The organism is Pseudomonas shirazensis (genome assembly GCF_014268785.2).
GTDB lineage: Bacteria > Pseudomonadota > Gammaproteobacteria > Pseudomonadales > Pseudomonadaceae > Aquipseudomonas > Aquipseudomonas shirazensis.
The window spans coordinates 802,261-827,771 of the sequence record NZ_JABWRD020000003.1 but is presented as its reverse complement, the minus strand read 5'-3'; the positions used below and the strand labels follow the sequence as shown (position 1 = coordinate 827,771).

General features: G+C 61.0%; 24 protein-coding genes. 8 read left to right on the top strand and 16 right to left on the bottom strand.

Translation table 11 applies throughout. The annotated features are described in order from the left end of the window. Positions 1 to 36: 36 nt before the first annotated feature. The 3 genes from zapE to HU736_RS19695 all read right to left on the bottom strand — a co-directional run bounded on the left by zapE (position 37) and on the right by HU736_RS19695 (position 3,225). Positions 37 to 1,131 (bottom strand): cell division protein ZapE, encoded by a 1,095-nt coding sequence (zapE, locus tag HU736_RS19705; RefSeq protein WP_103438487.1) that lies wholly within the window; start codon positions 1,129 to 1,131, stop codon positions 37 to 39. Positions 1,132 to 1,214: 83 nt separating this feature from the next. Continuing rightward, positions 1,215 to 2,564, bottom strand: coding sequence for a tryptophan--tRNA ligase (locus HU736_RS19700; protein WP_186701081.1), 1,350 nt, complete (start codon positions 2,562 to 2,564; stop codon positions 1,215 to 1,217). Between the two features lie 25 nt (positions 2,565 to 2,589). Beyond that, positions 2,590 to 3,225 (bottom strand): alpha/beta hydrolase, encoded by a 636-nt coding sequence (locus HU736_RS19695; RefSeq protein ID WP_186701080.1) that lies wholly within the window; start codon positions 3,223 to 3,225, stop codon positions 2,590 to 2,592. Positions 3,226 to 3,364: 139 nt separating this feature from the next. On the opposite strand from HU736_RS19695, the gene HU736_RS19690 reads away from it, so the two are divergent. After that, positions 3,365 to 3,802 carry a Z-ring associated ZapG family protein gene (locus HU736_RS19690; protein WP_101322017.1) on the top strand — a complete coding sequence of 146 codons (438 nt, stop codon included), beginning with the start codon at positions 3,365 to 3,367 and terminating at the stop codon, positions 3,800 to 3,802. 72 nt (positions 3,803 to 3,874) lie between these two features. Here the strand turns inward: HU736_RS19690 and HU736_RS19685 are convergent, their stop codons facing one another. Next, on the bottom strand, positions 3,875 to 5,071 hold the full coding sequence (locus tag HU736_RS19685) for a methionine gamma-lyase (protein WP_186701079.1): 1,197 nt from the start codon (positions 5,069 to 5,071) through the stop codon (positions 3,875 to 3,877). Between the two features lie 127 nt (positions 5,072 to 5,198). Between HU736_RS19685 and HU736_RS19680 the strand changes: the two genes are divergently transcribed. The 3 genes from HU736_RS19680 (at position 5,199) to HU736_RS19670 (ending at position 8,305) form a co-directional block, all read left to right on the top strand. Continuing rightward, complete coding sequence (locus HU736_RS19680; RefSeq protein WP_186701078.1) at positions 5,199 to 5,678, top strand: Lrp/AsnC family transcriptional regulator; 480 nt, start codon at positions 5,199 to 5,201, stop codon at positions 5,676 to 5,678. Positions 5,679 to 5,789: 111 nt separating this feature from the next. Next, positions 5,790 to 8,045 carry an S-type pyocin domain-containing protein gene (locus tag HU736_RS19675; RefSeq protein ID WP_186701077.1) on the top strand — a complete coding sequence of 752 codons (2,256 nt, stop codon included), beginning with the start codon at positions 5,790 to 5,792 and terminating at the stop codon, positions 8,043 to 8,045. Further along, positions 8,042 to 8,305, top strand: coding sequence for a bacteriocin immunity protein (locus HU736_RS19670; protein WP_186701076.1), 264 nt, complete (start codon positions 8,042 to 8,044; stop codon positions 8,303 to 8,305). The genes HU736_RS19675 and HU736_RS19670 overlap by 4 nt, the downstream gene beginning before the upstream one ends. 158 nt (positions 8,306 to 8,463) lie before the next feature. Here the strand turns inward: HU736_RS19670 and cysN are convergent, their stop codons facing one another. The 3 genes from cysN to HU736_RS19655 all read right to left on the bottom strand — a co-directional run bounded on the left by cysN (position 8,464) and on the right by HU736_RS19655 (position 12,225). After that, the gene (gene cysN, locus HU736_RS19665) at positions 8,464 to 10,365 is read right to left on the bottom strand and encodes a sulfate adenylyltransferase subunit CysN (protein ID WP_186701075.1); all 1,902 of its coding nucleotides are present in this window, start codon (positions 10,363 to 10,365) and stop codon (positions 8,464 to 8,466) included. Between the two features lie 16 nt (positions 10,366 to 10,381). Beyond that, positions 10,382 to 11,299 (bottom strand): sulfate adenylyltransferase subunit CysD, encoded by a 918-nt coding sequence (cysD, locus tag HU736_RS19660; RefSeq protein ID WP_103438493.1) that lies wholly within the window; start codon positions 11,297 to 11,299, stop codon positions 10,382 to 10,384. 167 nt (positions 11,300 to 11,466) lie between these two features. After that, positions 11,467 to 12,225 carry a Nif3-like dinuclear metal center hexameric protein gene (locus HU736_RS19655; protein ID WP_103438494.1) on the bottom strand — a complete coding sequence of 253 codons (759 nt, stop codon included), beginning with the start codon at positions 12,223 to 12,225 and terminating at the stop codon, positions 11,467 to 11,469. Between the two features lie 223 nt (positions 12,226 to 12,448). Between HU736_RS19655 and algW the strand changes: the two genes are divergently transcribed. Continuing rightward, the gene (gene algW, locus HU736_RS19650) at positions 12,449 to 13,609 is read left to right on the top strand and encodes a Do family serine endopeptidase AlgW (RefSeq protein WP_101322025.1); all 1,161 of its coding nucleotides are present in this window, start codon (positions 12,449 to 12,451) and stop codon (positions 13,607 to 13,609) included. Between the two features lie 34 nt (positions 13,610 to 13,643). Here algW and HU736_RS19645 read toward each other — a convergent pair whose 3' ends face one another. The 4 genes from HU736_RS19645 to HU736_RS19630 all read right to left on the bottom strand — a co-directional run bounded on the left by HU736_RS19645 (position 13,644) and on the right by HU736_RS19630 (position 17,799). Next, positions 13,644 to 14,408 (bottom strand): amino acid ABC transporter ATP-binding protein, encoded by a 765-nt coding sequence (locus HU736_RS19645; protein WP_103438495.1) that lies wholly within the window; start codon positions 14,406 to 14,408, stop codon positions 13,644 to 13,646. Between the two features lie 10 nt (positions 14,409 to 14,418). After that, the gene (locus HU736_RS19640) at positions 14,419 to 15,516 is read right to left on the bottom strand and encodes an amino acid ABC transporter permease (protein WP_150570648.1); all 1,098 of its coding nucleotides are present in this window, start codon (positions 15,514 to 15,516) and stop codon (positions 14,419 to 14,421) included. A gap of 9 nt (positions 15,517 to 15,525) precedes the next feature. After that, complete coding sequence (locus HU736_RS19635; protein WP_101322028.1) at positions 15,526 to 16,704, bottom strand: amino acid ABC transporter permease; 1,179 nt, start codon at positions 16,702 to 16,704, stop codon at positions 15,526 to 15,528. A 66-nt stretch (positions 16,705 to 16,770) separates the two neighbouring features. After that, the gene (locus HU736_RS19630) at positions 16,771 to 17,799 is read right to left on the bottom strand and encodes an amino acid ABC transporter substrate-binding protein (RefSeq protein WP_101322029.1); all 1,029 of its coding nucleotides are present in this window, start codon (positions 17,797 to 17,799) and stop codon (positions 16,771 to 16,773) included. 336 nt (positions 17,800 to 18,135) lie between these two features. Here HU736_RS19630 and HU736_RS19625 point away from each other — a divergent pair, with 336 nt between their 5' ends. Together HU736_RS19625 and rhlB are read left to right on the top strand one after the other, a co-directional pair. After that, on the top strand, positions 18,136 to 18,792 hold the full coding sequence (locus tag HU736_RS19625; protein WP_101322030.1) for an alpha/beta hydrolase: 657 nt from the start codon (positions 18,136 to 18,138) through the stop codon (positions 18,790 to 18,792). Between the two features lie 101 nt (positions 18,793 to 18,893). Continuing rightward, complete coding sequence (rhlB, locus tag HU736_RS19620; protein WP_217862396.1) at positions 18,894 to 20,339, top strand: ATP-dependent RNA helicase RhlB; 1,446 nt, start codon at positions 18,894 to 18,896, stop codon at positions 20,337 to 20,339. 25 nt (positions 20,340 to 20,364) lie between these two features. Here rhlB and moaE read toward each other — a convergent pair whose 3' ends face one another. The 5 genes from moaE to HU736_RS19595 form a co-directional block, all read right to left on the bottom strand. Further along, positions 20,365 to 20,811 (bottom strand): molybdopterin synthase catalytic subunit MoaE, encoded by a 447-nt coding sequence (gene moaE / locus HU736_RS19615; protein ID WP_186701073.1) that lies wholly within the window; start codon positions 20,809 to 20,811, stop codon positions 20,365 to 20,367. Positions 20,812 to 20,813: 2 nt separating this feature from the next. Further along, a complete protein-coding gene (locus tag HU736_RS19610; protein WP_103438499.1) occupies positions 20,814 to 21,059 on the bottom strand; it encodes a MoaD/ThiS family protein in 246 nt (81 codons plus the stop codon). Next, positions 21,056 to 21,529, bottom strand: coding sequence for a cyclic pyranopterin monophosphate synthase MoaC (gene moaC / locus HU736_RS19605; protein WP_186701072.1), 474 nt, complete (start codon positions 21,527 to 21,529; stop codon positions 21,056 to 21,058). The genes HU736_RS19610 and moaC overlap by 4 nt, the downstream gene beginning before the upstream one ends. A 95-nt stretch (positions 21,530 to 21,624) precedes the next feature. Then, positions 21,625 to 23,019 carry a PhoH family protein gene (locus HU736_RS19600; RefSeq protein WP_101322034.1) on the bottom strand — a complete coding sequence of 465 codons (1,395 nt, stop codon included), beginning with the start codon at positions 23,017 to 23,019 and terminating at the stop codon, positions 21,625 to 21,627. Positions 23,020 to 23,308: 289 nt separating this feature from the next. Next, the gene (locus HU736_RS19595) at positions 23,309 to 24,469 is read right to left on the bottom strand and encodes a polysaccharide deacetylase family protein (RefSeq protein ID WP_186701097.1); all 1,161 of its coding nucleotides are present in this window, start codon (positions 24,467 to 24,469) and stop codon (positions 23,309 to 23,311) included. A 137-nt stretch (positions 24,470 to 24,606) separates the two neighbouring features. On the opposite strand from HU736_RS19595, the gene yaaA reads away from it, so the two are divergent. Continuing rightward, positions 24,607 to 25,380, top strand: a complete 774-nt coding sequence (gene yaaA / locus HU736_RS19590; RefSeq protein WP_103438501.1) for a peroxide stress protein YaaA — start codon at positions 24,607 to 24,609, stop codon at positions 25,378 to 25,380. Positions 25,381 to 25,511: the final 131 nt, after the last annotated feature.

The window sequence follows — 25,511 nt, the reverse complement described above, 5'->3', positions numbered from 1 at the left end:
CGCGAAGGGCTGCGAAGCAGCCCCAATGATGAAGACTTAGGGCTTGTGCGCCCGAGACAGGAATTCGTGCGACTGCATCTCCAGCAAACGGCTCAGCGTACGCTGGAACTCGAAGCTCAGCCGCCCGCCGGTGTACAGATCCTTCAACTCAACCTCAGCTGAAATGATCAGCTTGACGTTACGGTCGTAAAACTCATCGACCATGTTGATGAAGCGCCGGGCGATATCGTCGGTAGCCACACCCATCTGCTCGACATTGCTCAGCAGCACGGCATGGAAGATCTTGCCCAGCTCGATGTAGTCGTTCTGGCTGCGCGGCCCGTCGCACAAGGCGCGGAAGTCGAACCAGGCGACATCGTCACAGGTACGCAGGGCGTGAATCTCGCGATTCTCGATCATCAGCACGTCGTTCTCGACCGCCTGCGTGCACTCCGGGGTCAGCGCCTTGAAGCTCTGGCGCAGGCTCTCGTGCGCAGCGGCATCGAGCGGGAAGTGGAACAGTTCGGCCTGCTCGAGGTGGCGCAGACGATAGTCGACGCCGCTGTCGACGTTCACCACATCGGTGTACTGCTTGATCATGGCGATGGCTGGCAGGAAGCGCGCACGCTGCAAGCCATCCTTGTACAGGCCGTCAGGCACGATGTTGGAGGTCGCGACCAGTGATACGCCGTTCTTGAACAGCTCTTCCATCAAGGTGCCGAGGATCATCGCATCGGTAATGTCGGAGACGAAGAACTCATCGAAGCAGATGACCCTGGCTTCGTTGGAGAAGCGCTTGGCGATCACCGTCAGCGGGTTCTTCTCGCCCTTGAGCGTGCGCATTTCTTCGTGCACGCGCTTCATGAAGCGGTGGAAGTGCGTGCGCATCTTCTGTTCGAACGGCAGCGCCTCATAGAAGGTGTCGACCAGATAGGTCTTGCCGCGCCCTACCCCACCCCAGAAGTACAAGCCCTTGACCGGGGCCTGGTCCTTCTTGCCGAACAGCTTGCCGAACACGCCGGGCTTGTTGTTCTGCGCCGCGACCAGGTCGTCGTACAGACGCTGCAGATGACGCACCGCTGTTTCCTGCGCCGCATCATGGAAGAAATCGGGACGTTTGAGATCTGCTTGATATCGTTCTAAAGGCGTCATAGTTCGCTGGCGAGGTAACAAAAGCGGGCCGTCACTGTAGCGACGGGCCCGCATAATGGCAATCAGACTTGCGGCGAAATGCCTCAGTCGGCTTGTGGCTGGAGCGCTGCGTGCAGGGCTTGCACGGCAGCGTCGCGCGCTGATGCATCGGCAAACTGCGAGCCTTCCGCGACCTGCTCACCGTTCAGCCACAAGGCAAAGCTCAGGCCGTCGACGCGTACATCGGCTTCACCACCCTGCTGCAGCTGCTTGCTCACCGCACCGGCGCTCTTGCCGTCGGCGAAGCTGCGCGACAGCAGCAATTGCTCGCCATCGGCGGCCAGCAGGCGGAAGCGGAAGCTGCCGTCTTCATCACGGAAGCTGACAAAACGGGCGCTCTTGGCGGCCTTTTTCTTCACGTCGGTGCTGGCCTGGACACTGCTGCGGAACGAGCGCAGGCCGACCGCTTCGCGCAGTTGTTCAAGGAACGGCGTCGCGCTCTTGCGCGCCTTGGCCGCGCCGGCCAGAAGGATGTCTTCAAGGTCGGCAGGACGTGCGATCAGCTGGTGGTAATGCTCGCGTGGCGCGGCCAGTTGGCCGTCCAGCAGCTGGAACAGGCGCTGCTTGGCCTCGCCCCAGCCCAGCCCTTGCAGCAGCGCTTCATGTAGCTCTGCCGATTGCGCCGGTGTAGCGAACGCCTGGTACAGGGTGAACAGGTGCGAGCTGTCCGGGTCTTTCGCTTCGCCAGGGGCACGGGAGTCGGTGACGATGCGCGAGATGGCGTCTTTCATGTCCTTGGCGCTGGCGAACAACGGGATGGTGTTGTCGTAGCTTTTGGACATCTTGCGCCCATCCAGACCCGGCAGGGTCGCCACGCTTTCTTCGATCACCGCCTCGGGCATGGCGAAGAAGTCCTTGCCCTGGCCGAACAGGTGGTTGAAGCGCTGGCCAATGTCACGGGCCATTTCCACGTGCTGGATCTGGTCACGGCCAACCGGCACCTTGTGCGCGTTGAACATGAGAATGTCCGCCGCCATCAGCACCGGGTAGCTGAACAGGCCCATGGTCACGCCGGCATCCGGGTCTTCGCCATTTTCCAGGTTCTTGTCTACCGACGCCTTGTAGGCGTGGGCGCGGTTGAGCAGGCCCTTGCCGGCGACGCAGGTCAGCAGCCAGGTCAGCTCAGGGATCTCGGGGATGTCGGACTGACGGTAGAAGGTGACCTTGTCCGGGTCGAGCCCGCCCGCCAGCCAGGTGGCGGCGATCTCCAGGCGCGAACGCTGGATGCGCAGCGGGTCATCGCACTTGATCAGCGCGTGATAGTCGGCCAGGAAGTAGAACGAGTCGGCACCGGGCTGCTGGCTGGCAAGGATGGCCGGGCGAATGGCGCCGGCGTAGTTGCCCAGGTGCGGGGTGCCGGTGGTGGTGATACCGGTAAGAATGCGCGTAGTCATGGGTAATCGCTTGATCAGGCTTGGCTCAGTTCGAGAGGCGCGGCAGTACCAGATCCTTCAGATCGGTCAGCTTGCCATGGAAAAAGTGTCCGCATTCTGCCACTTTCAGCAGCTCATGGGGGCGCGACAGGCTGTCGGACCATTCGTAAACCAGCTGGGGATCGACGACTTCGTCGGTGTCTGGCTGGATGACGATCAACGGGCATACCTGCGGCAGCGGGAAGTCGTCATTCAAACGCATCACAGCAGGTGCGATCATGAACAGCTGCTGCAGCGTTGCGCCCTGGCTTTCCAGGCGCCCGGCAAGACTCGCGGCAACGAAACCGCCGAACGAGAAGCCCATCAACACCAGCGGCAGTTCGGGGTAGCTGGTCCGCACCCAGGCGGCGACGGCCTCGGCATCAGCCACTTCACCCGCGCCCATGTCATGGCTGCCAGCGCTTTGGCCGACGCCGCGGTAATTGAAGCGCAGCGTGTTGTAGCCAGCATCGCGAGCAGTGCGTTGCAGGGTCGAGACCACCTTGTTGAGCATGGTACCGCCCTGCACCGGATTAGGGTGGCAGATCAGCACTACGCCACGCGGCTCGGCCACTTCCAGCTGCAAGGCTTCCAGTTGGCCGCATGGGCCATCGATGAACAAGGGGGTTTCGCGGATAAGCAAAGCACTACTCCGTGACCTCGGAAGGGGTCGACTCGTCTAGCTGATGAATTCTGTTCTGAAATATTTGCGATCGTTCGCGGTATACAGCGCAGGTCTGAGCCGTTAACGTAAAGCAAAGCCGTTTATAGAGGAAGGACTCGTGGAACTCTCGCTCCTTGTTTGGTTGTTGCCGACCCTGGCCCTGGTCGTCGGCGTAGTCGTCGGCTTCGTCGTGGCCCGCCTGCTGCCCAACGCAGCGCCCAGCAGCACACAGCGTCAACTGGATGATATCCAGCAACGTTTCGACAGTTATCAAAGTGAAGTGGTCACCCACTTCAACAGCACCGCAGCCCTGGTTCAACGCCTGACCCAGAGCTACCAGGACGTGCAGGATCACCTGGCCGACGGTGCCAACCGCCTGGCCCTGGACGAGCTGACCCGTCAGCGTCTGCTGGCAGCGCTGCACTCGGAGGCTGCGCAAAGCCATCGAGATCGCCTGACGCCGCCGAAAGACACCGCCGAAGTGCCGCGTGACTACGCGCCCAAGACGCCTAACTCGCCGGGCATGCTCGACGAGAGCTACGGCCTCAAGCGCTGATCCGAGCTGTACATTGAAAAGGCCTCGCGAGAGGCCTTTTTGCTGTCTGGGCGAAGCGTGAGCACGTGCAACTCAAACGCTGGCGCGCAATGCCTGCTCGATATCAGCCAGCAGGTCCTCGATATCCTCAAGCCCCACCGACAACCGCACCAACCCCTCGCCTATGCCGTGCTGCGCGCGCTCGACGGGGGTATAGCTGGAGTGAGTCATGCTCGCCGGATGCTGGGCCAGCGACTCGGCATCACCCAGGCTGACCGCGCGGCTGAACAGCTGCAGGGCATTCATGAAGCGCCGACCGGCTTCGATACCACCCTTGAGCTCGAAGGCAATCATGCCGCCGGGCGAGCGCATCTGCCGCTGCGCCAGCGCGTACTGCGCGAAGCTCGGCAGGCCGGGATAATGCAGCAACTCGACCTGCTGCTGGCCTTGCAGAAACGTAGCCACCTGCGCCGCATTGGCGCAATGCCGATCCATGCGCAGGCCGAGCGTCTTGATTCCGCGCATCAGCAGTGACGCATCGTGCGGCGACAGCACCGCGCCAGTCATGTCTTTCAGACCTTGCAGACGAATGCGGTCAATCAACGCCTTGCGCCCCGCCACCAGCCCGGCAGTGATGTCGCCATGGCCGCTCAGGTACTTGGTCGCCGAGTGCACCACCAGATCCGCGCCGAGCTCCAGCGGCCGCTGCAGGTAAGGTGTACAGAAGGTGTTGTCGACCACCACATGAATATCACGACCGTGCACGGCCTGTGCTACGGCGGCAATATCGACCAGTTCCAGTGTGGGGTTGGCGGGCGACTCGAAATAGATCATGCGAGTTTTGTCGTTGATCGCAGCTGCCAGCGCCTGAGCGTCGTTGAGGTCGACGTGCCGGATCTTGACGCCGAACTCGCCGATACCGTGGTGCAGAAAGGCAAAGGTGCAGCCATAGAGCGTCTGGCCGACAATCAGCTCATCGCCAGGGCGCAGCAAGGTCCACAGGGTGGCGGTGATTGCGCCCATCCCTGAGGCAAGCGCCAGCCCTGCCTCAGCGCCTTCCAGTGAGGCGATGCGCTGTTCCAGCAAGTCCAGGGTCGGGTTGGAAATACGGCTGTAGAAATGCCCCGGCTGCTCCCCGGCAAAGCACGCTGCGCCATATTCGACAGTGGGGAAGGCATAGGTAGCCGTCTGGTAAATCGGCGGCACCAGGGCCCCGCCATGGGCGAGCGGATCGTAGCCGTGGTGAATGGCTCGGGTGGAGAATCCGGATTGGCGCTTGGCAACGTCCATGGCTACAGCCTCTTGTGGTTTGTTATAAGCTTATGCCAACGAACCACCGGGATTTTTCCAAAGTCGCCCAGTAAAACCGGCGTCTACGGGCATAAAAACAACAATTGACTCTCTGGAAGGGCAAGCCATGCCTACGACCCTTGACCGCACCGATCGCGCCCTGCTCGGCGCCTTGCAGGACAACGCCCGTCTCACGGTTTCCGAACTCGCCGATCAGGTTTCCCTGACCACTTCGCCCTGCTGGCGGCGGGTCAAGCTGCTCGAAGACAACGGCTACATTACTGGCTATCAGGCAGTGCTCTCGCCCAAGGCTTTGGGCTTTGGCGTGACCGCGTTCGTCAGCATCATGATGGATTCACATACCAAAGAAATGGCCTTGGCGTTTGAGCGGCGATTGCTGCAAATCCCAGAGATCGTTGCCTGCCACAACGTGTCCGGGCGCTATGATTTCTTGCTGGAGATTCTGGCGCGGGATCTGGAGTCGTTTGGCGAATTCACCCGCGAGGTGTTACAGCGGTTGCCGGGGGTGAAGGAGATCTATTCGAGTTTTTCGTACAAGGCAGTGAAGGAGCGGCGGGTGGTTCCGGTTACCGAAAAGCATATATAGAAATGGCCTGCCGCAGGGTGGGATCAGTCCTACCTGAGCAACAGCGGGTCCTGACATACCGGTAGACAACGTTGATGCATTTTTAGCCATGGGACGATCAGGAGGATCGACATGGCTGAAGACAATGCATATCACTTAACTGAAGGCCTTTGGATCAGCGCAGCTGCACCCGACCGGGTACCCCTGACGCCCCTTCCAGGCGGCGGGGGCGGCTCAGGATTTGGTGGCTGGGGTCTAAGCGAAGGGCGCCCCCGTGGCACCGGGGGGCCTAATCGCAACCTAGCCCGCGAAATCTCTGCTCGAAGAGTTCTCGACGAAGAGCGACAGGGTATCGATCAGCACTACGCTGCCCAGTACGCTCCATTGATCAGTAATCTGGTAAATAAGATCGCAGCGGATCGCGAACGCATCCGTCAACAAGCCGATGCGTTGTCAGGTAACGCATTCGCCAAGCGATCGGCAGAGCAACAACAGCTCACTTCATTCATCACTGCAACTCGAAAAAGCTATCTATCGGCCCTACCTGAAGCTCTGAGTTTCTACGGTGCCGTCTCATTCTACAAACGCTCTGACTCGATGATGACCAGGATCTACGATCCAGGCGTGTTTACTGAGAGGGATGAAGCATTCGCCAACGAACTCTGGAAGCGGATGAATAACTCTATAGAGGGCGCGTACAAACTCCATCTGCATGCGATCACCATTCAGTCGTTGAGTGATGGTTTCGCTGAGCTTGCTGCGATAGTTGACCAAGCAGAGCGGAGCGACCCCATGTTCGAGATGGCACGAACCCTCGAACGCCGGACGCTGCAGCTGCAGGAAGAAAGACGCATCTGCTTCGAGTGCCTACCTAACTTCCTGCAAAATCAGTTGGTCCAGGCCACCCCCATTGAACCAACACTGAATCTGACCGCGACGCTGTCGGCTTACAAAGCCAGCGCCTTGTCAGCTATAAGCGCCCTACAGACGAATGTCCCTGCCTTCAGCAGCACCAATCCGGAAATTGTAAGCCCACTCTCCAAGCCGCAGCTAGAAGCATTGCAGCACTTGACCGATGAGCAGCGATTGAAACGGGCAGGGCCTCTATGGGCAGAGTATCACCGAGCCTTGGCACTGAACGAGTCAGTTCGATACCTGCAGCGATTCACTGGCGTGTCGGACAACCTGATACAGCGGGCCTTGGAAGTTGAACAACTGCAAGAGATGCATGCTGCCGCACTGAAACAGGAAGCTGCACGCCAGGAAGAAACGAGGCAAAGAAACGAGGCTCAGCGCCTGGCTATGAGTTTTAACTCAGCCATGCCGCTAGCCGCATCGTGGCCGCTGATCCTACCCATCGGCAAGGCAACCTTCGCTATCACAGCGAGCGCCTACACTACCCTCCAGGCAGCAACCACAGCGGCGGTCACTCAGCTCGCGAACGCCAGCCTAACGCTCTCGACACCATTGCTGGTTGGGGCCCTTTCGCTCCTCTGGCCCTCATCGCTTGGCAACAGCGAACGCCGCTATCTCATCAGTATCCCTGTCGCCGATCTGACACCGCCCGGTGGCCCCGACCTCACTGCGATGGCGACGTCAGCGGCAACTGTCGATCTACCGTATGTTCTGTCAGGTAGTGAAAACAGCGACCAGCTGAGGCTATTCGTAGAGCCAGGGGGACGCCCCGTCCCTGTGCGCGCAGCAACCTTTGACACTGAACGCCAGGTCTACAGCCTCGCACTAGACAATCCGCAACGCATCCTCACTTGGACTCCAGCTAGTGCACCTGGCTTGGAGCAAGGCGGTTCGGCCGGCCTGCCAGCGATACCACCAGGGACGGTTGTTTACACCGGGAGTATCTTGGAGCCGGTAAGCAACGAATCAGGAGGATACTCTGCGCTAGATCTGTTCGACCAAGAGCGGCTAGTAATCACATTCCCGATCGACTCGGGGCTGCCACCCATTCTCCTGGTGTTCAGCAGCCCTAGATACGAACCGGGTGTTGCAATCGGCAGCGGCGAGCAGACTGAAGGGTTGTGGCTAGGAAACGCCAGTACGCGAAGTGGTGTTCCGGTTCCAGTTAAAATAGCTGAGCAGCTCAAGGGTCGAGAATTCCGTGACTTCAATGCGTTCCGGAGATCATTCTGGAAAAGCATTGCGAACGATCCCGAGCTGTCGGAGCAGTTCAGCAAAAGAGACCTGCAGCGGATGAAAAAACACGGATATGCACCTATTGCACCTTACGCTGATAGACACAAGAGCCAAACTTCGTATGCACTTCACCACGCCATACCTATAAGCGAGAACGGCGGTGTTTATGATATGGACAACCTCCGAATAGTAACACCGGCAGCTCATAACACAATTCATTATGGAGGCAAACAATGATCCTGAAGCCTAGGTTGAGCGATTATACAGAGTCGGAATTTTTGGATTTCATCCAAGCCATTGATCAAGCCAATGAAGAAGAACCTGACCATATTCTCTCTGCACTGTTGATTCATTTTAGTGAGATAACCGAGCACCCGTCTGGCTATGACCTTTTATACAAGCCCGCTACACCGGCTCTGGGAGAGCCGGCGCAAGTTCTAAGGCTCGTCAAAGAATGGCGCAGTGCCAATGGAAAGGATGGGTTCAAGCCCTCCTGAAGCATCCACGCACATCTCAGACTCGTGCGGTACGGGCAGAGTGCATATCCCAGAGGCGCTGCAAAAACTTGTGGCATGCGCTTGCTGGCCATGATTCGATCAGCCGCAAAAACAAAAAACCCCGCCGAAGCGGGGTTTTTCAGTTACCTCAACGGGCCTTAGATAGCACCACGCTGACGCAACACTTCCAGCACCTGCTTGACGCCGTCTTCGACGCTGCTGCTCTGGGTATCGATAACCAGATCAGCATCCAACGGCACATCGAACGGGAAGCTTTCGCCCGGGATGTTATCGCCAGCAGCGGCGTACAGGCCCTGCGGGTCACGCTCGCGGCACGCCAGTGGCGAAGCCTGCACGTAAACCGTGATCAAGCGGTCCTTGCCGATCAGGGCCTTGGCCTGCTCGCGGCCTTCGGCATCCGGTGCGACGAACGCGGCCAGGGTCAACATGCCGGCTTCGTTGAACTGACGCGCGACATGCGCGGCGCGGCGCCAGTTCTCGGTGCGCCCGGCGCGGTCCTGTGGCAGGCCCTTGTTCAGGTCATGGCGCAGGTTCTGGCCATCGAGCACGTAGACCGCCCGGCCCATGTCGAACAGCTTGCGCTCCACGGCGTAGGCCAGGGTGCTCTTGCCAGCGCCGGACAGGCCGCTGAACAGCACGGTGGCTGGCTGCTGACCAAAGCGCAGAGCGCGCTCTTCGGTGGTGACGTGGGCCTGCTTGCCATGCTGACCCGTGCTGCCGTGCGGCAGTACCGGCGGTGCGATGATCATGCCGGCGCCAACGGTGCCGTTGGTCAGGCGGTCAATGACGATGAACGCGCCCGTAGTGCGGTTGCTGTCGTAACCGTCCAGCGCGATGGCGGAGTCGAGGCTGACCTTGACCCGGCCGATCTCGTTCAACTGCAGCGAACTGGCCGCGCCCTTGTCGAGGGTGTTCACATCGACCTTGTGGACGATGCTGGCAATCGAGCCCGGCACGTAGCTGGTGGCGCGCTTGATGTCGTACTTCTTGCCCGGCAGCATCGGCTCTTCGGCCATCCACACGAGCATGGCGTCGAACTGGTCGGTCACCGGCGGCACGTTGTCGGCATGCACCAGCAGGTCGCCACGGGAGATGTCGATCTCGTCTTCCATGGTCAGAGTCACGGCCTGGCCTGGGCCGGCGTGCTCCAGTTCACCTTCATAGGTGACGATGGATTTGACCCGGCTGCTCTTGCCCGACGGCAGTACGACGATCTCGTCGCCCTTGTGCACAACGCCGCTGGCGAGGGTGCCGGCAAAGCCGCGGAAGTTCAGATTGGGCCGGTTGACGTACTGCACCGGGAAACGCAGGTCGGTGAAGTTGCGGTCGGCAGCGACTTCGACGGTCTCGAGGATTTCCATCAAGGTCTGGCCGCTGTACCACGGCGAACGCTCGCTGCGGTTGACCACGTTGTCGCCCTTGAGCGCAGACATCGGCACGAAGTGCAGGCTGCTCGGGGTCAGGTCGATGGCCTGCGCAAACTGCAGGTAATCAGCCTTGATCGACTCGAACAGCTGCTCGTCGAAGCCTTTGAGGTCCATCTTGTTGACCGCAACGACGATGTGCTTGATGCCCAGCAGCGAGGCGATGTAGCTGTGCCGACGGGTCTGGGTCTGCACGCCGTAGCGGGCATCGACGAGGATGATCGCCAGGTCGCAGGTCGACGCACCGGTGGCCATGTTGCGGGTGTACTGCTCATGGCCCGGGGTGTCGGCGATGATGAACTTGCGCTTGGCGGTGGAGAAGTAGCGGTAGGCGACATCGATGGTGATGCCCTGTTCGCGCTCGGCCTGGAGGCCATCGACCAGCAATGCCAGGTCGACTTCTTCGCCCGTGGTGCCGGACTTTTTCGAGTCGCGGGTAATGGCCTCGAGGTGGTCCTCGTAAATCATTTTCGAGTCGTGCAGCAGGCGCCCGATCAGGGTGCTCTTGCCGTCATCGACGTTGCCGCAGGTTAGGAACCGCAGCAGTTCTTTGCGCTCGTGCTGAGCCAGATAAGCGACGATGTCTTCGCTGATCAAATCGGATTGATGCGACATGGAGTAACCCTGAAAATTAGAAGTAGCCCTGGCGTTTTTTGTCTTCCATGGAGCCTGCGCCATCGTGGTCGATGACCCGGCCCTGACGCTCGGAAGTGCGCGTCAGGAGCATCTCCTGGATGATGTCGGTCAGGCTGTCGGCCTCCGACTCCACCGCGCCCGTCAACGGGTAGCAGCCAAGGGTACGGAAGCGCACCTTCTTCTTGACGATGCGGGCTTTCTCTTCCTCGGAGAGGTGCTCGAGAATGCGCTCGTCGTCGATCATGATCAGGGTGCCGTTCTTCTCGATGACTTCACGCTCGGCGGCGAAGTACAGCGGCACGATCGGGATGCCTTCAAGGTAGATGTACTGCCAGATGTCCAGCTCGGTCCAGTTCGACAGCGGGAAAACGCGGATCGACTCGCCTTTGTTGACCTTGCCGTTGTAGACGTTCCACAGCTCAGGGCGCTGGTTTTTCGGGTCCCAGCGGTGCTTGCTGTCGCGGAACGAGTAGACCCGTTCCTTGGCCCGGGATTTCTCCTCGTCGCGGCGCGCACCACCGAAGGCGGCATCGAAGCCGTACTTGTCCAGTGCCTGCTTGAGGCCCTGGGTCTTCATGATGTCGGTGTGCTTGGAGCTGCCATGGGTGAATGGGTTGATGCCCTGCGCCACCCCTTCCGGGTTGACGTGGGTGATCAACTCCAGGCCCATTTCCTCGACCATCTTGTCGCGGAAGCTATACATCTCCTGGAATTTCCACTGGGTATCGACGTGCATCACCGGAAACGGCAGCTTGCCCGGGAAGAAGGCCTTGCGCGCCAGATGCAGCATCACGGCAGAGTCTTTACCGATCGAGTAGAGCATCACCGGGTTGTCGAACTCGGCGGCCACCTCGCGGATGATGTGGATGCTTTCCGCCTCCAGCTGTTTCAAGTGCGTCAGTTTGTCGACCATGGCTACTCACGTAAAACGATCTTATGAACGGCCAGCGGGCCGTGTTCGAGCGAGCCACTTTAGCACAGCGACTGCTTCTATTTAGGCAGGCGGCTAGATCGAAACGGTCTAACCATATGACTGCCGGTTTGGGGCTTCAGCAGGTGTAACAGCACGCAATCTGGCGCTCAGATCGGATTCGGGCAGTCGATGAACAGGTGCTCGACGGCAAAGCGCCGGGCCAGATAGTCACCCAACGCCTGCACCCCATAGCGCTCGGTAGCGTGGTGGCCGGCAGCGATGAAGCTGATGCCGTTTTCGCGGGCGCTATGAAAGGTCTGCTCGGAGGCCTCGCCACTGATGAACAGGTCGACGCCCTGGGCAATTGCCGTGTCGATGTAGCCCTGGCCGCCGCCGGTGCACCAACCGATCCGCCGCACCAGTTGCTCGCCTTCGATCAGCAACGGCTCGCGACCCAGCACCTCTTGCACGCGGCGGGCGAAATCACGCGCCGAGACTGGCTCGTCGAGCGAGCCGAGCATGCCTACCACCTTGGGATTGTTTGGGTCCAGCGGGCCTTCGACGGTGATGCCCAACTGATGCGCCAGTTGGACGTTGTTGCCAACCTCGGGGTGCACATCCAGCGGCAGATGGAACGCCAGCAGGCTGATGTCATGCTTGAGCAGCGTCTTCAGGCGACGTTGTTTGATCCCGGTGATGCAGGGGTCTTCGCCTTTCCAGAAGTAACCATGGTGCACCAGCACCAGATCAGCCTCGGCTTCTACTGCCGCATCAAGCAATGCCTGGCTTGCGGTAACGCCGCTGACGATGCGGCTGACCTGGGGCCGACCTTCGACTTGCAGGCCATTGGGGCAGTAATCCTGGATCCGCGCGCTGTTCAGATAGCGTTCGGCTTCGGTGACCAGCGTGGTGAGGGCGACGGCCATGAAAAATCTCCTCGCAGTGGCATGTAGGCAGGGCGCAAGGCCCTATAATGGCGGCCATTATGAGCTGTCGCCGGCGCTGCGGATACCGCTGGCAGGCGCCCGCCAAACGCACGCCGACGATGCGCCGCAGTGGCCGTCGCCGCGCGCCGTGTTCAGGTGTATCATCGCGCGCGCCTCCCCGGGCCGCTCTGCGACGGCCCTGCCCTACTCCAGGATTGATTCGATGCTCAAGGTTCTGCGTTACTTTGGCTGGCCACTGCTTACCGGCATATTGATCGCCATGCTGGTCATCCAGCGCTTTCCGGAGTGGGTCGGCCTGCCCAGCCAGGACGTCAACCTGCAGCAGGCGCCGCAGACTACGCGGATCATGCAGGGCCCGGTGTCGTACGCCGACGCCGTCACCCTGGCGGCGCCAGCGGTGGTCAACCTGTACACCACCAAAGTGGTCAACAAGAGTGCCCACCCGCTATTCGAAGACCCGCAGTTCCGCCGCTTCTTCGGTGACAACCTGCCCAAGCAACGGCGCTGGGAATCGAGCCTGGGTTCGGCGGTGATCATGAGCCCCGAAGGCTACCTGCTGACCAACAACCACGTCACCAGCGGTGCCGACCAGATCGTGGTCGCCCTCAAGGACGGCCGCGAGACATTGGCCCGAGTGATCGGCAGCGACCCGGAAACCGACCTGGCGGTGCTCAAGATCGACCTGAAGAACCTGCCGGCGATTACCATCGGCCGCTCCGACACTATCCACATCGGCGACGTTTCGCTGGCCATCGGCAACCCGTTCGGGGTTGGCCAGACGGTGACCATGGGCATCATCAGCGCCACCGGGCGTAACCAGCTGGGCCTGAACAACTACGAAGATTTCATCCAGACCGACGCGGCAATCAACCCCGGCAACTCCGGGGGTGCGCTGGTCGACGCCAATGGCAACCTGGTCGGTATCAACACGGCGATCTTCTCCAAGTCCGGCGGCTCGCAGGGTATCGGCTTCGCCATCCCGGTAAAGTTGGCGCTGGAGGTGATGAAGTCGATCATCGAACACGGCCAGGTGATTCGCGGCTGGCTGGGGATCGAGGTGCAGCCACTCAGCCAGGAATTGGCCGAATCGTTTGGCCTCGAAGGCAAGCCAGGGATCGTCGTAGCGGGGATCTTCCGCGATGGCCCGGCGCAGCGCGCAGGTTTGCAGTTGGGTGATGTGATCCTGAGCATCAACGGCGAGCCGGCGGGCGATGGGCGCAAGTCGATGAACCAGGTGGCGCGGATCAAGCCGACCGACAAGGTGGCGATCGAGGTGATGCGCAATGGCAAGCAGCTCAAGCTGATCGCCGAAGTGGGCCTGCGCCCACCGCCGGCGCCGGTAGCGCCGAGCGAAGAGAAATAAACAAAAGGGGCCGCAATCGCGGCCCCTTTTTGTATCAGTGCAGGATCTGGCTGAGGAACAACTTGGTCCGGTCGCTCTGCGGCCGGTCGAAGAAGTCATCCGGCGCCGCCTGCTCTACGATCTCGCCCTTGTCCATGAAGATCACCCGGTTGGCCACGGTGCGGGCAAAGCCCATCTCGTGGGTCACGCAGAGCATGGTCATGCCGTCTTCGGCCAGGCCCACCATGGTGTCGAGCACCTCCTTGACCATCTCCGGGTCGAGCGCCGAGGTCGGCTCATCGAACAGCATGATCTTCGGCTTCATGCACAGCGCTCGGGCAATTGCCACTCGCTGCTGCTGACCACCCGATAACTGCCCAGGGAACTTGTGCGCCTGCTCCGGGATGCGCACGCGTTCCAGATAGTGCATGGCGATTTCCTCGGCCTTGCGCTTGGGCATCTTGCGCACCCACATCGGCGCCAGGGTGCAGTTCTCGAGAATGGTCAGGTGCGGGAACAGGTTGAAGTGCTGAAACACCATGCCGACTTCGCGGCGGATCGCTTCGATCTGCTTGAGGTCGTTGGTCAGCTCGACGCCGTCAACGACGATGCGCCCTTGCTGATGCTCCTCGAGCCGGTTGAGGCAACGGATGGTGGTCGACTTGCCCGAGCCGGACGGCCCGCACAAGACGATGCGCTCGCCCTGACGCACGTTCAGGTTGATGTCCTTGAGCACATGGAACTGGCCATACCACTTGTTCACGCCCTGCATCTGGATGATGCCTTCGGGGCCGGCAGGCTGCTTGATCGCTTCACTCATTTTGAAACTCCTAACGCTTGTGGCCAGTGTCCAGCTTGCGCTCCAGGTGCATGGAGTAGCGGGACATACCGAAACAGAAAATCCAGTAAACCAGGGCGGCAAACACATAGCCCTCGGTCGCCATACCCAACCAGGCCGGGTCTGCCGTGGCTTGGCGCACACTGTTGAGCAGGTCGAACAGGCCGATGATGATTACCAGGCTGGTGTCCTTGAACAGGGCAATGAAGGTGTTGACGATGCCCGGAATGACCAGCTTCAAGGCCTGCGGCAGGATCACCAGGCCCATCGAGCGCCAGTAACCCAGGCCCATCGCCGACGCGGCTTCGTACTGGCCTTTGGGGATAGCCTGCAAGCCACCGCGTACCACCTCGGCGATGTACGCCGACTCGAACAGGATGACGAAGATCATCGCCCGCAGCAGCTTGTCGAAGCTCATGCCCTCTGGCATGAACAACGGCAGCATCACCGAAGACATGAACAGCACAGTGATCAGCGGAATACCGCGCCAGAACTCGATGAAGGTCACCGACACCGACTTGATCACCGGCATCCGCGAGCGCCGCCCAAGTGCCAGCAGAATCCCTAGTGGCAATGCCGCGGCGATACCGACGGTAGCGATCACCAGGGTCAGCATAAGCCCGCCCCACTGCGAGGTCGGTACCTGGCTCAGGCCAAAGCTGCCGCCATGCAGCAGGAAGTAAGCCACGGTCGGGTAGACCAGCAGGTAGCCAATGCCGTAGGCCACCTTGCGCGGGAAGCGACGGATGAACAGCGGCGCAGCACCGATCACGCCCAGCCACACGGTCAGGTCGACGCGCCAGCGCAGGTCGCTCGGGTAATAGCCATACATGAATTGGCCGAAGCGCTGCTGGACGAACACCCAGCAGGCGCCCTCCTTGGTGCAGTCGGCGCGGGTAGTGCCGGTCCAGTTGGCGTCGATGAACGCCCACTGCAGCAGCGGCGGCACGGCCAGCCAGACCAGGTAGATGGCAAAGAAGGTCAGCAGCGTGTTGACCCAGCTGGAGAACAGGTTGGCGCGCATCCAGGCCACCACACCAACGGTTTTCACCGGTGGTGGCATATCAGGTTTGAAAACATGGGCGTTCATGCGCGACTCCTACCGCTCGATCAGCGCAATGCGCTTGTTGTACCAGTTCATCAGCAACGAGATACTGATGCTGATCGTCAGATAAACCGCCATGGTGATCGCCATGACCTCGACCGACTGGCCGGTCTGGTTGAGTACGGTGCCGGCAAACAGCGAGACCAGTTCCGGGTAGCCGATAACGGCTGCCAGTGAGGAGTTCTTGGTCAGGTTGAGGTACTGGCTGGTCAACGGTGGAATGATCACCCGCAGCGCCTGGGGAATGATCACTTTGCGCAGCGTCGGGCCTTCGCGCAGCCCCAGCGAACGGGCGGCTTCGGTCTGGCCGTGGCTGACCGAGCGGATGCCGGCACGCACGATTTCGGCAATAAACGCAGCGGTATAGATCGACAGCGCCAGGGTCAGTGCCATGAACTCGGGGATCAGCACCCAGCCACCGGCAAAGTTGAAGCCTTTGAGCTGCGGCACTTCCCACTGCAGCGGGTTGCCGAACAGCAGCACGCACATGGCCGGAATGCCGACCATCAGCGCCAGGCCGACCCAGAACTTGTGGAACGGTTGCCCGGTTAGCTCGAAGCGCTTGTTGGCCTGGCGCACCATCAGCACCACAGCGACAATGGCGACCACCAGCGAAACCACAAACGGCCAGAAGCCATCGGCCATCGACGCGCCCGGCATGTTCACGCCGCGGCTACTGATAAAGAACAGGTCATCGATATTGATGCTGCCACGCGGCCCAGGCAACGCGGTGAACACCGCGAAGTACCAGAACAGGATCTGCAGCAGTGGCGGGATGTTGCGGAAGGTCTCGACGTAGACCGTGGCCAGCTTGTAGACCACCCAGTTGGAGGACAGGCGGCCGACCCCTACGGTAAAGCCGATCAAGGTCGCCAGGACGATACCGATGACACTCGCCAGCAAGGTGTTGAGCAGGCCGACCAGCAGCACCCGCGAGTAGGTGTCCGCTTCGGTGTAGTCGATCAGGTGCTGGGCAATGCCGAAGCCAGCACTGCGCTCGAGAAAGTCGAAGCCCGAGGTGATGCCCCGGTGCTGCATGTTGGTTTGGGTGTTGTGGATCAGGTACCAGCCCAGACCGACCACGCAGACCACCGTGAGGATCTGGAACAGCCACGCGCGCACACGTGGATCACTAAGGGAAAAGCCCTTGGGTGCGCCGATTTGATTTTGCATGAAGTGCCCCGGAAAAAAGGGATCAGAACAGCCTGCGGCGGCAGGATGCCGCCGCAGGTGCAGCCATCAGCGCACCGGTGGTGCGTACTGGATGCCGCCGTTGTTCCACAGGGCATTCAGGCCACGATCGATCTGCAGCGGGGTGCTCTTGCCAAGGTTCTTCTCGAACACTTCGCCATAGTTACCCACTTGCTTGACGATCTGTACCACCCAGTCCTTGGGCAACTTGAGGTCTTTGCCGTATTCGCCGTCAGCGCCGAGCAGGCGGGCGTTGTCCGGGTTCTTGCCGGATTTGGCTTCAGCCTCGACGTTTTTCGAGGTGAGGCCGGCTTCTTCGGCATTGAGCATGGCGAACAGGGTCCACTTGACGATGCTGAACCACTCTTCATCACCTTTACGCACGACAGGGCCCAGTGGCTCCTTGGAGATGGTCTCCGGGAGTACCACGTAGTCGGTCGGTGCTGCCAGCTTGGAGCGTTGTGCGTAGAGCTGCGACTTGTCCGAGGTGAGCACGTCGCAACGGCCCGATTCCAGCGACTTGGCGCTCTCGTCGGAGGTGTCGAAGGTGATCGGAGTGTACTTCAGGCCATTGGCGCGGAAGTAGTCGGAGACGTTCAGTTCGGTGGTGGTGCCTGCCTGGATGCAGACGGTCGCGCCGTCGAGTTCCTTGGCGCTGGAAACACCGAGCTTCTTGTTGACCAGGAAGCCGATGCCGTCGTAGTAGGTCACGCCAGCGAAGACCAGGCCCATGCCAGCATCACGCGAGCTGGTCCAGGTGGTGTTGCGCGAGAGTACATCGACTTCGCCGGACTGCAGCGCAGTGAAGCGCTCCTTGGCGTTGAGCTGGCTGAACTTGACCTTGGTGGCATCGCCGAACACTGCAGCGGCTACCGCACGGCACACATCGGCATCGATGCCGACGATGTTGCCCTTGGCGTCAGGTACCGAGAAACCCGGCAGGCCATCGCTCACGCCACACTGGACGAAGCCCTTTTTCTTTACCGCATCCAGCGTAGCGCCGGCCTGGGCAAAACTGGTTGCACCCAGCGCGGCGGCAGCGGTCAGGACTGCCAGCGTGGTTTTCAACATCTTCATCTACAACCTCCAAATCGCTCTTGTTGTGTCGAGCCGGAATTGCACCGCACCCTTATGAGGCGCATCCGACCCCTGTTGGCTTGTTTTTGGGTCACGTGGTGCAATGAGCTGTTCTGTGACAGCCTTTGATCCAAACGAGGGGTGTTACCGTCGCCGGTCAATCCCTTCGCATCGGTAGATCCATAGCAAGGCGCGTACCACAGTTGCCGGCTTAAGCGTTTAAGCGGTCGTCAAGTAGTAAAAGTTGTACAGTTGCGACATCTTGTTAAGGCATTCGCTACCCCTGCCTTTTTTTAATGCACTTAATACGTACACGCGCACAAATTCGGAGCAGTTATGACCAACCCGTTGATTATCGAACCGCAAACCACCGCTGACGCCTGTGTGATCTGGTTGCACGGCCTGGGTGCCGACCGTTACGACTTCCTACCGGTGGCCGAATTTCTTCAGGAGCGTTTGCTCAGCACGCGCTTTGTCATGCCCCAGGCGCCGACCCGCCCAGTCACCATCAATGGCGGCTACGCCATGCCCAGCTGGTACGACATCAAGGCCATGACCCCGGCGCGCGCCATCGATGAAGCGCAGTTGGACGAGTCGGCCGAGCAGATCATCCAGCTGATCAAGGCCGAGCAGGCCAAAGGCATCAGCTTGGCGCGGATCATCCTCGCCGGGTTTTCCCAAGGCGGCGCGGTGGTGCTGCACACTGCCTATATAAAGTGGCAGGAAGCGCTCGGCGGGGTCATTGCCCTGTCGACCTACGCGCCGACCTTCAGCGCCGAACACCAACTCAGTGCCTGCCAGGAGCGCACTCCTGCACTGTGCCTGCACGGCATCCATGACCCGGTGGTGATCCCGTCGATGGGCCGCACCGCCTTCGAGTACCTGAGCCAATGGAACGTCGCCGCGCGCTGGCAGGAGTACCCGATGGAGCATGAAGTGGCCGTGGCCGAGCTTGCCGATATTCACGACTGGCTCAGCGAACGACTGCGCTGAACCCGGCCGGCAGGCAGCTGCCGGTGCATTCCCCTACGCCGCGCCCGAATCTTGCATTACACTGGCCGGCGTATATTCCTTAATCAAATAACGAGATGACCGTGCTGAAGGCACTGAAAAAGATATTCGGCAAGGGAGACGCCGCACCGCAAACGGCTGCGCCCCAAGCCACTGAAACAGCACCCGTACCTGCGGTTCTACCGCCTGCTAACGAGGTTCAGCCTCACCCCGAGCCTGCCGTTGCCGTTGCGCCGGTCTTCCCGTCGCGCAGCGAAAAGCCTGCGCAACCCAAGCCTCGCCGCGAACGCAAGCCCAAGCCACAAGCCAGCCTGTGGAAGCTGGAAGACTTTGTCGTCGAAGCTCAGGAAGGCAAGACCCGCTTCCACGACTTCAAGCTCAGCAACGAGCTGATGCATGCCATTCAAGACCTCGGCTTCCCGTACTGCACGCCGATCCAGGCCCAGGTGCTGGGTTATACCCTGCGCGGTCAGGACGCCATCGGCCGGGCCCAGACCGGTACCGGCAAGACGGCCGCGTTTCTGATTTCGATCATTTCCCAGCTGCAGCAGACGCCGCCGCCGAAAGAGCGCTACATGGGCGAGCCGCGTGCGCTGATCATCGCGCCAACCCGCGAGCTGGTGGTGCAGATCGCCAAGGACGCCGCCGACCTGACCAAGTACAGCGGCCTCAACGTCATGACCTTTGTTGGCGGCATGGACTTCGACAAGCAGCTCAAAGCGCTTGAAGCCCGCCACTGCGACATTCTGGTGGCTACCCCGGGCCGCCTGCTGGACTTCCACCAGCGCGGCGAAGTGCACCTGGACATGGTCGAAGTGATGGTGCTCGATGAAGCTGACCGTATGCTCGACATGGGCTTCATCCCTCAAGTCCGGCAGATCATCCGCCAGACCCCGCCGAAGAGCGAACGGCAGACGCTGCTGTTCTCGGCGACCTTCACCGACGACGTGATGAACCTGGCCAAGCAGTGGACCACCAACCCGGCGATCGTCGAGATCGAGCCGGAAAACGTCGCCAGCGAAACTGTCGAGCAGCACGTCTACGCCGTTGCCGGCAGCGACAAGTACAAGCTGCTGTACAACCTGATCACCCAGCAGAAGTGGGAACGGGTGATGGTCTTTGCCAACCGCAAGGACGAAGTGCGGCGTATCGAAGAGCGCCTGGTGCGCGATGGCATCAACGCTGCCCAGCTTTCAGGCGATGTGCCGCAGCACAAGCGTATCCGCACGCTGGAGAATTTCCGCGAAGGGCGCGTTACCGTACTGGTCGCCACCGACGTTGCTGGGCGCGGGATTCACATCGATGGCATCAGCCACGTGATCAACTTCACCCTGCCGGAAGATCCGGACGACTACGTGCACCGCATCGGCCGCACCGGTCGCGCTGGCGCCGCTGGCATCTCGATCAGTTTTGCGGGTGAAGACGACTCGTATCAGTTGCCGGGCATCGAAGCCCTGCTGGGTCGCAAGATCAAGTGCGAAATGCCGCCTGACGAACTGCTCCAGGCGGTGCCGCGCAAGGCGCACTGATAGTCCGATCGCAGGCCCTGCCGAACTACCAGCGTTCGGCAGCCTGCTGATCGCTGTGCCTGCCCTCGACCCAGCGTGGTCCGTCTCCGGTAGTTTCTTTCTTCCAGAACGGCGCGCGGGTTTTCAGGTAATCCATGATGAAGTTGCAGCCATCGAAGGCGGCCTGACGGTGCGCGCTGGCGACGCCGACAAAAACGATCGGCTCGCCGGGCTGAAGCGTCCCTATACGGTGCAACACCTCGACCTTGAGCAACGGCCAACGCTGCTCGGCTTCGACAACGATCTTGGCCAGGGCCTTCTCGGTCATGCCGGGGGCGTGCTCGAGAAACATCCCCGCCACTTCGCGACCGTCGTTGAAGTCGCGCACATAACCGACAAAACTCACCACCGCACCCACGCCGGCATTGGCTGCGTGCATGGCATTGACCTCGGCGCCGGGATCGAACGCCTGTTGCTGCACTCGTACGGCCATGTTCAGCCTCCGGTCACCGGTGGGAAAAACGCAACTTCGTCGCCATCTGCCAGAGGCTCAGCCAAACGGCAAAGGTCCTGGTTGCGCGCGCACATCAGGTTCTGCTCGGCGAGCACGGCATACTCCGGGCCTTTGCCAAGTAGCGTCTGGCGCACTGCTTCAACATTTTCGAAGTCGCCCTCGAGACGCTCGCCGTCACGCCCGAGCAGCTCGCGATAGCGGGCGAAGTACACCACCTCGACGCTCATTGCGCGGCCGCCTTGAAGTCGCCGCTCTTGCCGCCGACCTTCTCCAGCAGGCGCACCTGTTCGATGACCATGCCTTTGTCGACGGCCTTGCACATGTCGTAGATGGTCAGCGCGGCGACGCTGGCAGCCGTCAGTGCTTCCATCTCCACCCCGGTCTGCCCGGCGAGCTTGCAGCGGGCAACGATACGCACGGCATCAACGCCCTCGGCCGTGAGCTCGACCTTGACGCTGGTGAGCATCAGCGGGTGGCACAGCGGGATCAGATCACTGGTCTTTTTCGCCGCCTGGATACCGGCAATGCGCGCCACGGCGAACACATCACCCTTGGGGTGATCACCGTCGACGATCATCTGCAGGGTCTGCGGCAACATGCGTACACGCGCCTCGGCCACTGCCTCGCGCTGGGTCACGGCTTTTTCAGTGACGTCGACCATATTGGCACGCCCCTGGGAATCGAGATGAGTCAGCACTGCTCTGCTCCTGTGAAGGGAGTAGAGAGTGTAAACCTGCAAGTCAGCTTTTCGCAGCGAAAATAACCGGGCGGCGAACCGCCCGGCCAGATGGTTTACATATGCGACTCGGCGTACTCGGCGAGCACCGAGCGCGGAACACCCTGCAGGGTGATGTGCACGCCGTGGGGGAAGTCCTTGAAGCGCTCGGTCAGGTAGGTCAGGCCCGAGCTGGTTGCGGACAGGTAAGGGGTGTCGATCTGCGCCAGGTTGCCCAGGCAGACCACCTTGGAGCCAGCACCGGCACGGGTGATGATGGTTTTCATCTGGTGCGGGGTGAGGTTCTGGCATTCATCGATCAGGATCAGGCTCTGCTGGAAACTGCGACCGCGGATGTAGTTCAGCGATTTGAACTGCAGCGGTACCCGTTCAAGGATGTACTCGACACTGCCGTGGGTACTCTCGTCGTCCATGTGCAGGGCTTCGAGGTTGTCGGTGATAGCGCCCAGCCAAGGCTCCATCTTCTCCGCCTCGGTACCGGGCAGGAAGCCGATCTCCTGGTCCAGCCCCTGCACGCTGCGGGTGGCGATGATGCGCCGGTAGCGTTTGCTGACCATGGTTTGTTCGATGGCTGCCGCCAACGCCAGGATGGTCTTGCCCGAACCCGCCGCGCCGGTCAGGTTGACCAGGTGGATGTCCGGATCGAGCAAGGCGAACAGCGCCAGGCTCTGGTGGATGTCACGCGGTTTCAGGCCCCAGGCTTCCTGGTGCAACAGCGGCTCCTGGTGCAGGTCGAGCAACAGCAGTTCGCCCTCGCGGATGCCTTTGACCCAGCCGACGAAGCCTTGCTCGTCGATGATGAACTCGTTGACGTGCACCGACGGCAACGGGTCGGTCAGTTGTACCCGGTGCCAGGTACGGCCGCGCTCCTGACGCGTGTCGACCTTGTTGACGCGGTCCCAGAACGAACCGCTGACCGAGTGATAGCCCTTGGACAACAGCGATACGTCGTCAACCAGTTGGTCGGTGCTGTAGTCCTCGGCGGCAATGCCGCAGGCGCGCGCCTTGAGGCGCATGTTGATGTCTTTGGTGACCAGCACCACGTCCAGATCCGCACGTTTGGCGCGCAGTTCCAGCAGCTGGTTGATGATGATGTTGTCAGCGAGGTTTTCCGGCAGCAGGCGATTGGGCTCGCTGCGCGGGCCCATCAGGATCGACAGGAAGCCCTTCGGTCCGCTTTTGCCACGCTGGATCGGCACGCCCTGTTCGACGTCATTGGGTGACGCGTCGGCAAGGGTCTGGTCGATCAGGCGAATGGCCTGGCGGCAGTCGGCGGCGATGGTCTTTGTGCCCGTCTTGAGCTTGTCGAGTTCCTCCAGCACCGTCATCGGGATAGCGACGTGGTGCTCCTCGAAGTTGAGCAGGGCGTTGGGATCGTGGATCAGGACGTTGGTATCGAGCACATACAGGATTGGCTTGCTGGAGGAAGGGTTGCGTCCATGGTCATCCATACTCGGGCACCTTATGTCAGAACCGCGCGACGCATTCTGGCTGCGTCGCAGAGTGACGCCGTTCTCCCCGTATCCGCGTTGTTACGGGCGGGGGGCTCACCTGGCAAAGGAGGGTCTGGATGACGCCACCTGTGCTGCAGGAATCGGCTGTCTGGTTCTTTCATACCGCAAAAACGATGAACAAAAAAAGCTTTTTTACGTGTTGATGAAGTTTATTTTTCCGAATGACGAACCGACCTTGGCGAAGCCTCGGCATGGGTCTAGAGTCATATATCAAGCTCGATCGTCATCATCCGCCTACGCCGCTCTGCGCCGTTGCGCCAGCGTCTGCGCCGCGCCCGTATTCCTTGCAGTCCTGCCAACCGATACCGCTCTGCACCGTGTGCTGCAGCAACCACTCCAGTGCCGGCTGAGCCTTGATCTGGTTGTCATGAAACTGGATAACGCCCTTGCGCCACAACAGCATCAGCGTCACCACACGCTGGGCTGATGCCTCGGCGGTCAGTGCGCCATCGTCCATTGCGTCGATATCCCATAACGACACCTGCAGCCCTTCGCTGGCCATGAACGCCTCACCATCGCTGCGCCGCTGGCCATAGGGCGGACGGAACAGCGGCACGTACTGCTCGGGCAACTCGGCCTGCACCCACGCCTGGCTGCGGCGCAGCGAATCCTGCCAACCCTGCCATTGCGCGTGGGAGCGGTACTCCCAGCCCTGGATGCCGACGCACTGCTTGCGGTACACGTCCTGCAATCGGCCAGCGCCGCTGTCGCGGCGCTGCTGCAGGCGGTTGCCAAGGACGAAGAAGGTGGCGTTGAGTTTCTGCCGGCGCAGGTAATCGGCCAGGTTGTCGGTGCTGCTGCCCTGCCCGCCTGGTCCGCCAACAAAGGTCAGCAGGAACATCCGGTCATTCAATTCATCGCCGTTGCGCTCGCGGCTGGACAGCCGTTCAATCTCGCTGCTGGTCTGCGGGAACAGCGCCGCCTTGCGCAGCTGTTCATTCAGGTAGCGCCGATGGAAGCTATGGCTGGGTTCGGTCCAGCCGACATAGAACTCGCCGACATCGGCATTGAACGTTGCCGCCCGGGTGCGCAATTCGGCCATCGACTCGAGCGGATAGCAGAACGACGCATCCTGCTCGCAACTGCGCTGGGCCTGCTGGTAGTTCTGCCACAACCGCTGCCACATCCGCGCCCGCACCGCGCGCACTACCGGCAGGTTGACCTGCCGGAGCTGAAGCCGCGCCGCCAGCGCCGGCTCGTCGAGCATTTCGCTCTCCTGCAGCACCTGGGCAAACGACAGGATCTCGGCCCGCGACGCCACATCGAACAGCACCGGGCTGTCCAGTTGCTCAGGCCACAGGCTGCGATCAAAGCTGGCCGGGACGACCGGGGCGGCTTGCACGGCCAGGCTCAACACACTGGCCAGCACGGCCAAGGCAATGCGCACGATCAAATTCTCCATTTCATCCTGGCCGGCACTATAGCGCGGCCCTCGACGATGTTCTGTGACTATCGTCGGCATAGTTTGGACTTGCCCGGTTCAGCCCGTAGAATCGACGCCATTCGATTTCAGGAGCCGACCCGATGCTGACGGTGATTTCCCCCGCCAAAACCCTCGACTACGACACCCCGCCGGTGACCGAGCGTTTCACCCTGCCGCAGTATCTGGATCACTCGCAGGCGCTGATCAGCCAACTGCGCGACCTGAGCCCGGCACAGATCAGCGAGCTGATGCACCTCTCGGACAAACTCGCCGGCCTCAACGCCGCACGGTTTGGCAGCTGGAGCGCAGACTTCACCCCAGACAATGCCAAACAAGCGCTGCTCGCGTTCAAAGGTGACGTATACACCGGCCTCGACGCCGAAAGCCTCAGTGAAGACGACTTCAGCTACGCCCAGGATCACCTGCGCATGCTCTCCGGCCTCTACGGCCTGCTGCGCCCACTCGACCTGATGCAACCTTACCGCCTGGAGATGGGCACCAAGCTGGCCAACCCACGCGGCAAGGACCTGTATGCCTTTTGGGACACGCGCATCAGCGAATGGCTGAACCAGGCACTGGCCGAGCAAGGCGACGACGTGCTGCTCAATCTGGCCAGCAACGAGTACTTCAGTGCGGTCAAACGCAGCGCGCTCAAGGCACGGATCATCAATGTCGATTTCAAGGACTGGAAGAACGGCCAGTACAAGATCATCAGCTTCTACGCCAAGAAAGCCCGCGGGATGATGAGCCGGTTCGTGATCCAGGAGCGGATCGCCGATCCGGAGCAGCTCAAGCAGTTCGATGTGCAGGGGTACTACTACAGTGTTGAGCAGTCGAAGCCGGATCAGCTGGTGTTTCTGCGCGATCACCTGTAGGAGCGACCTTGCCGGGGCGCCGGACCGGTCGGAAAGGCCCGCAAAGCGGGCCCGGCGATGTCGGCGGCGAAGCTGAAAATGAGGGCACGCTACGCGCGCCTTTCGCGACACAAGGCCGCTCCTGCACGCCA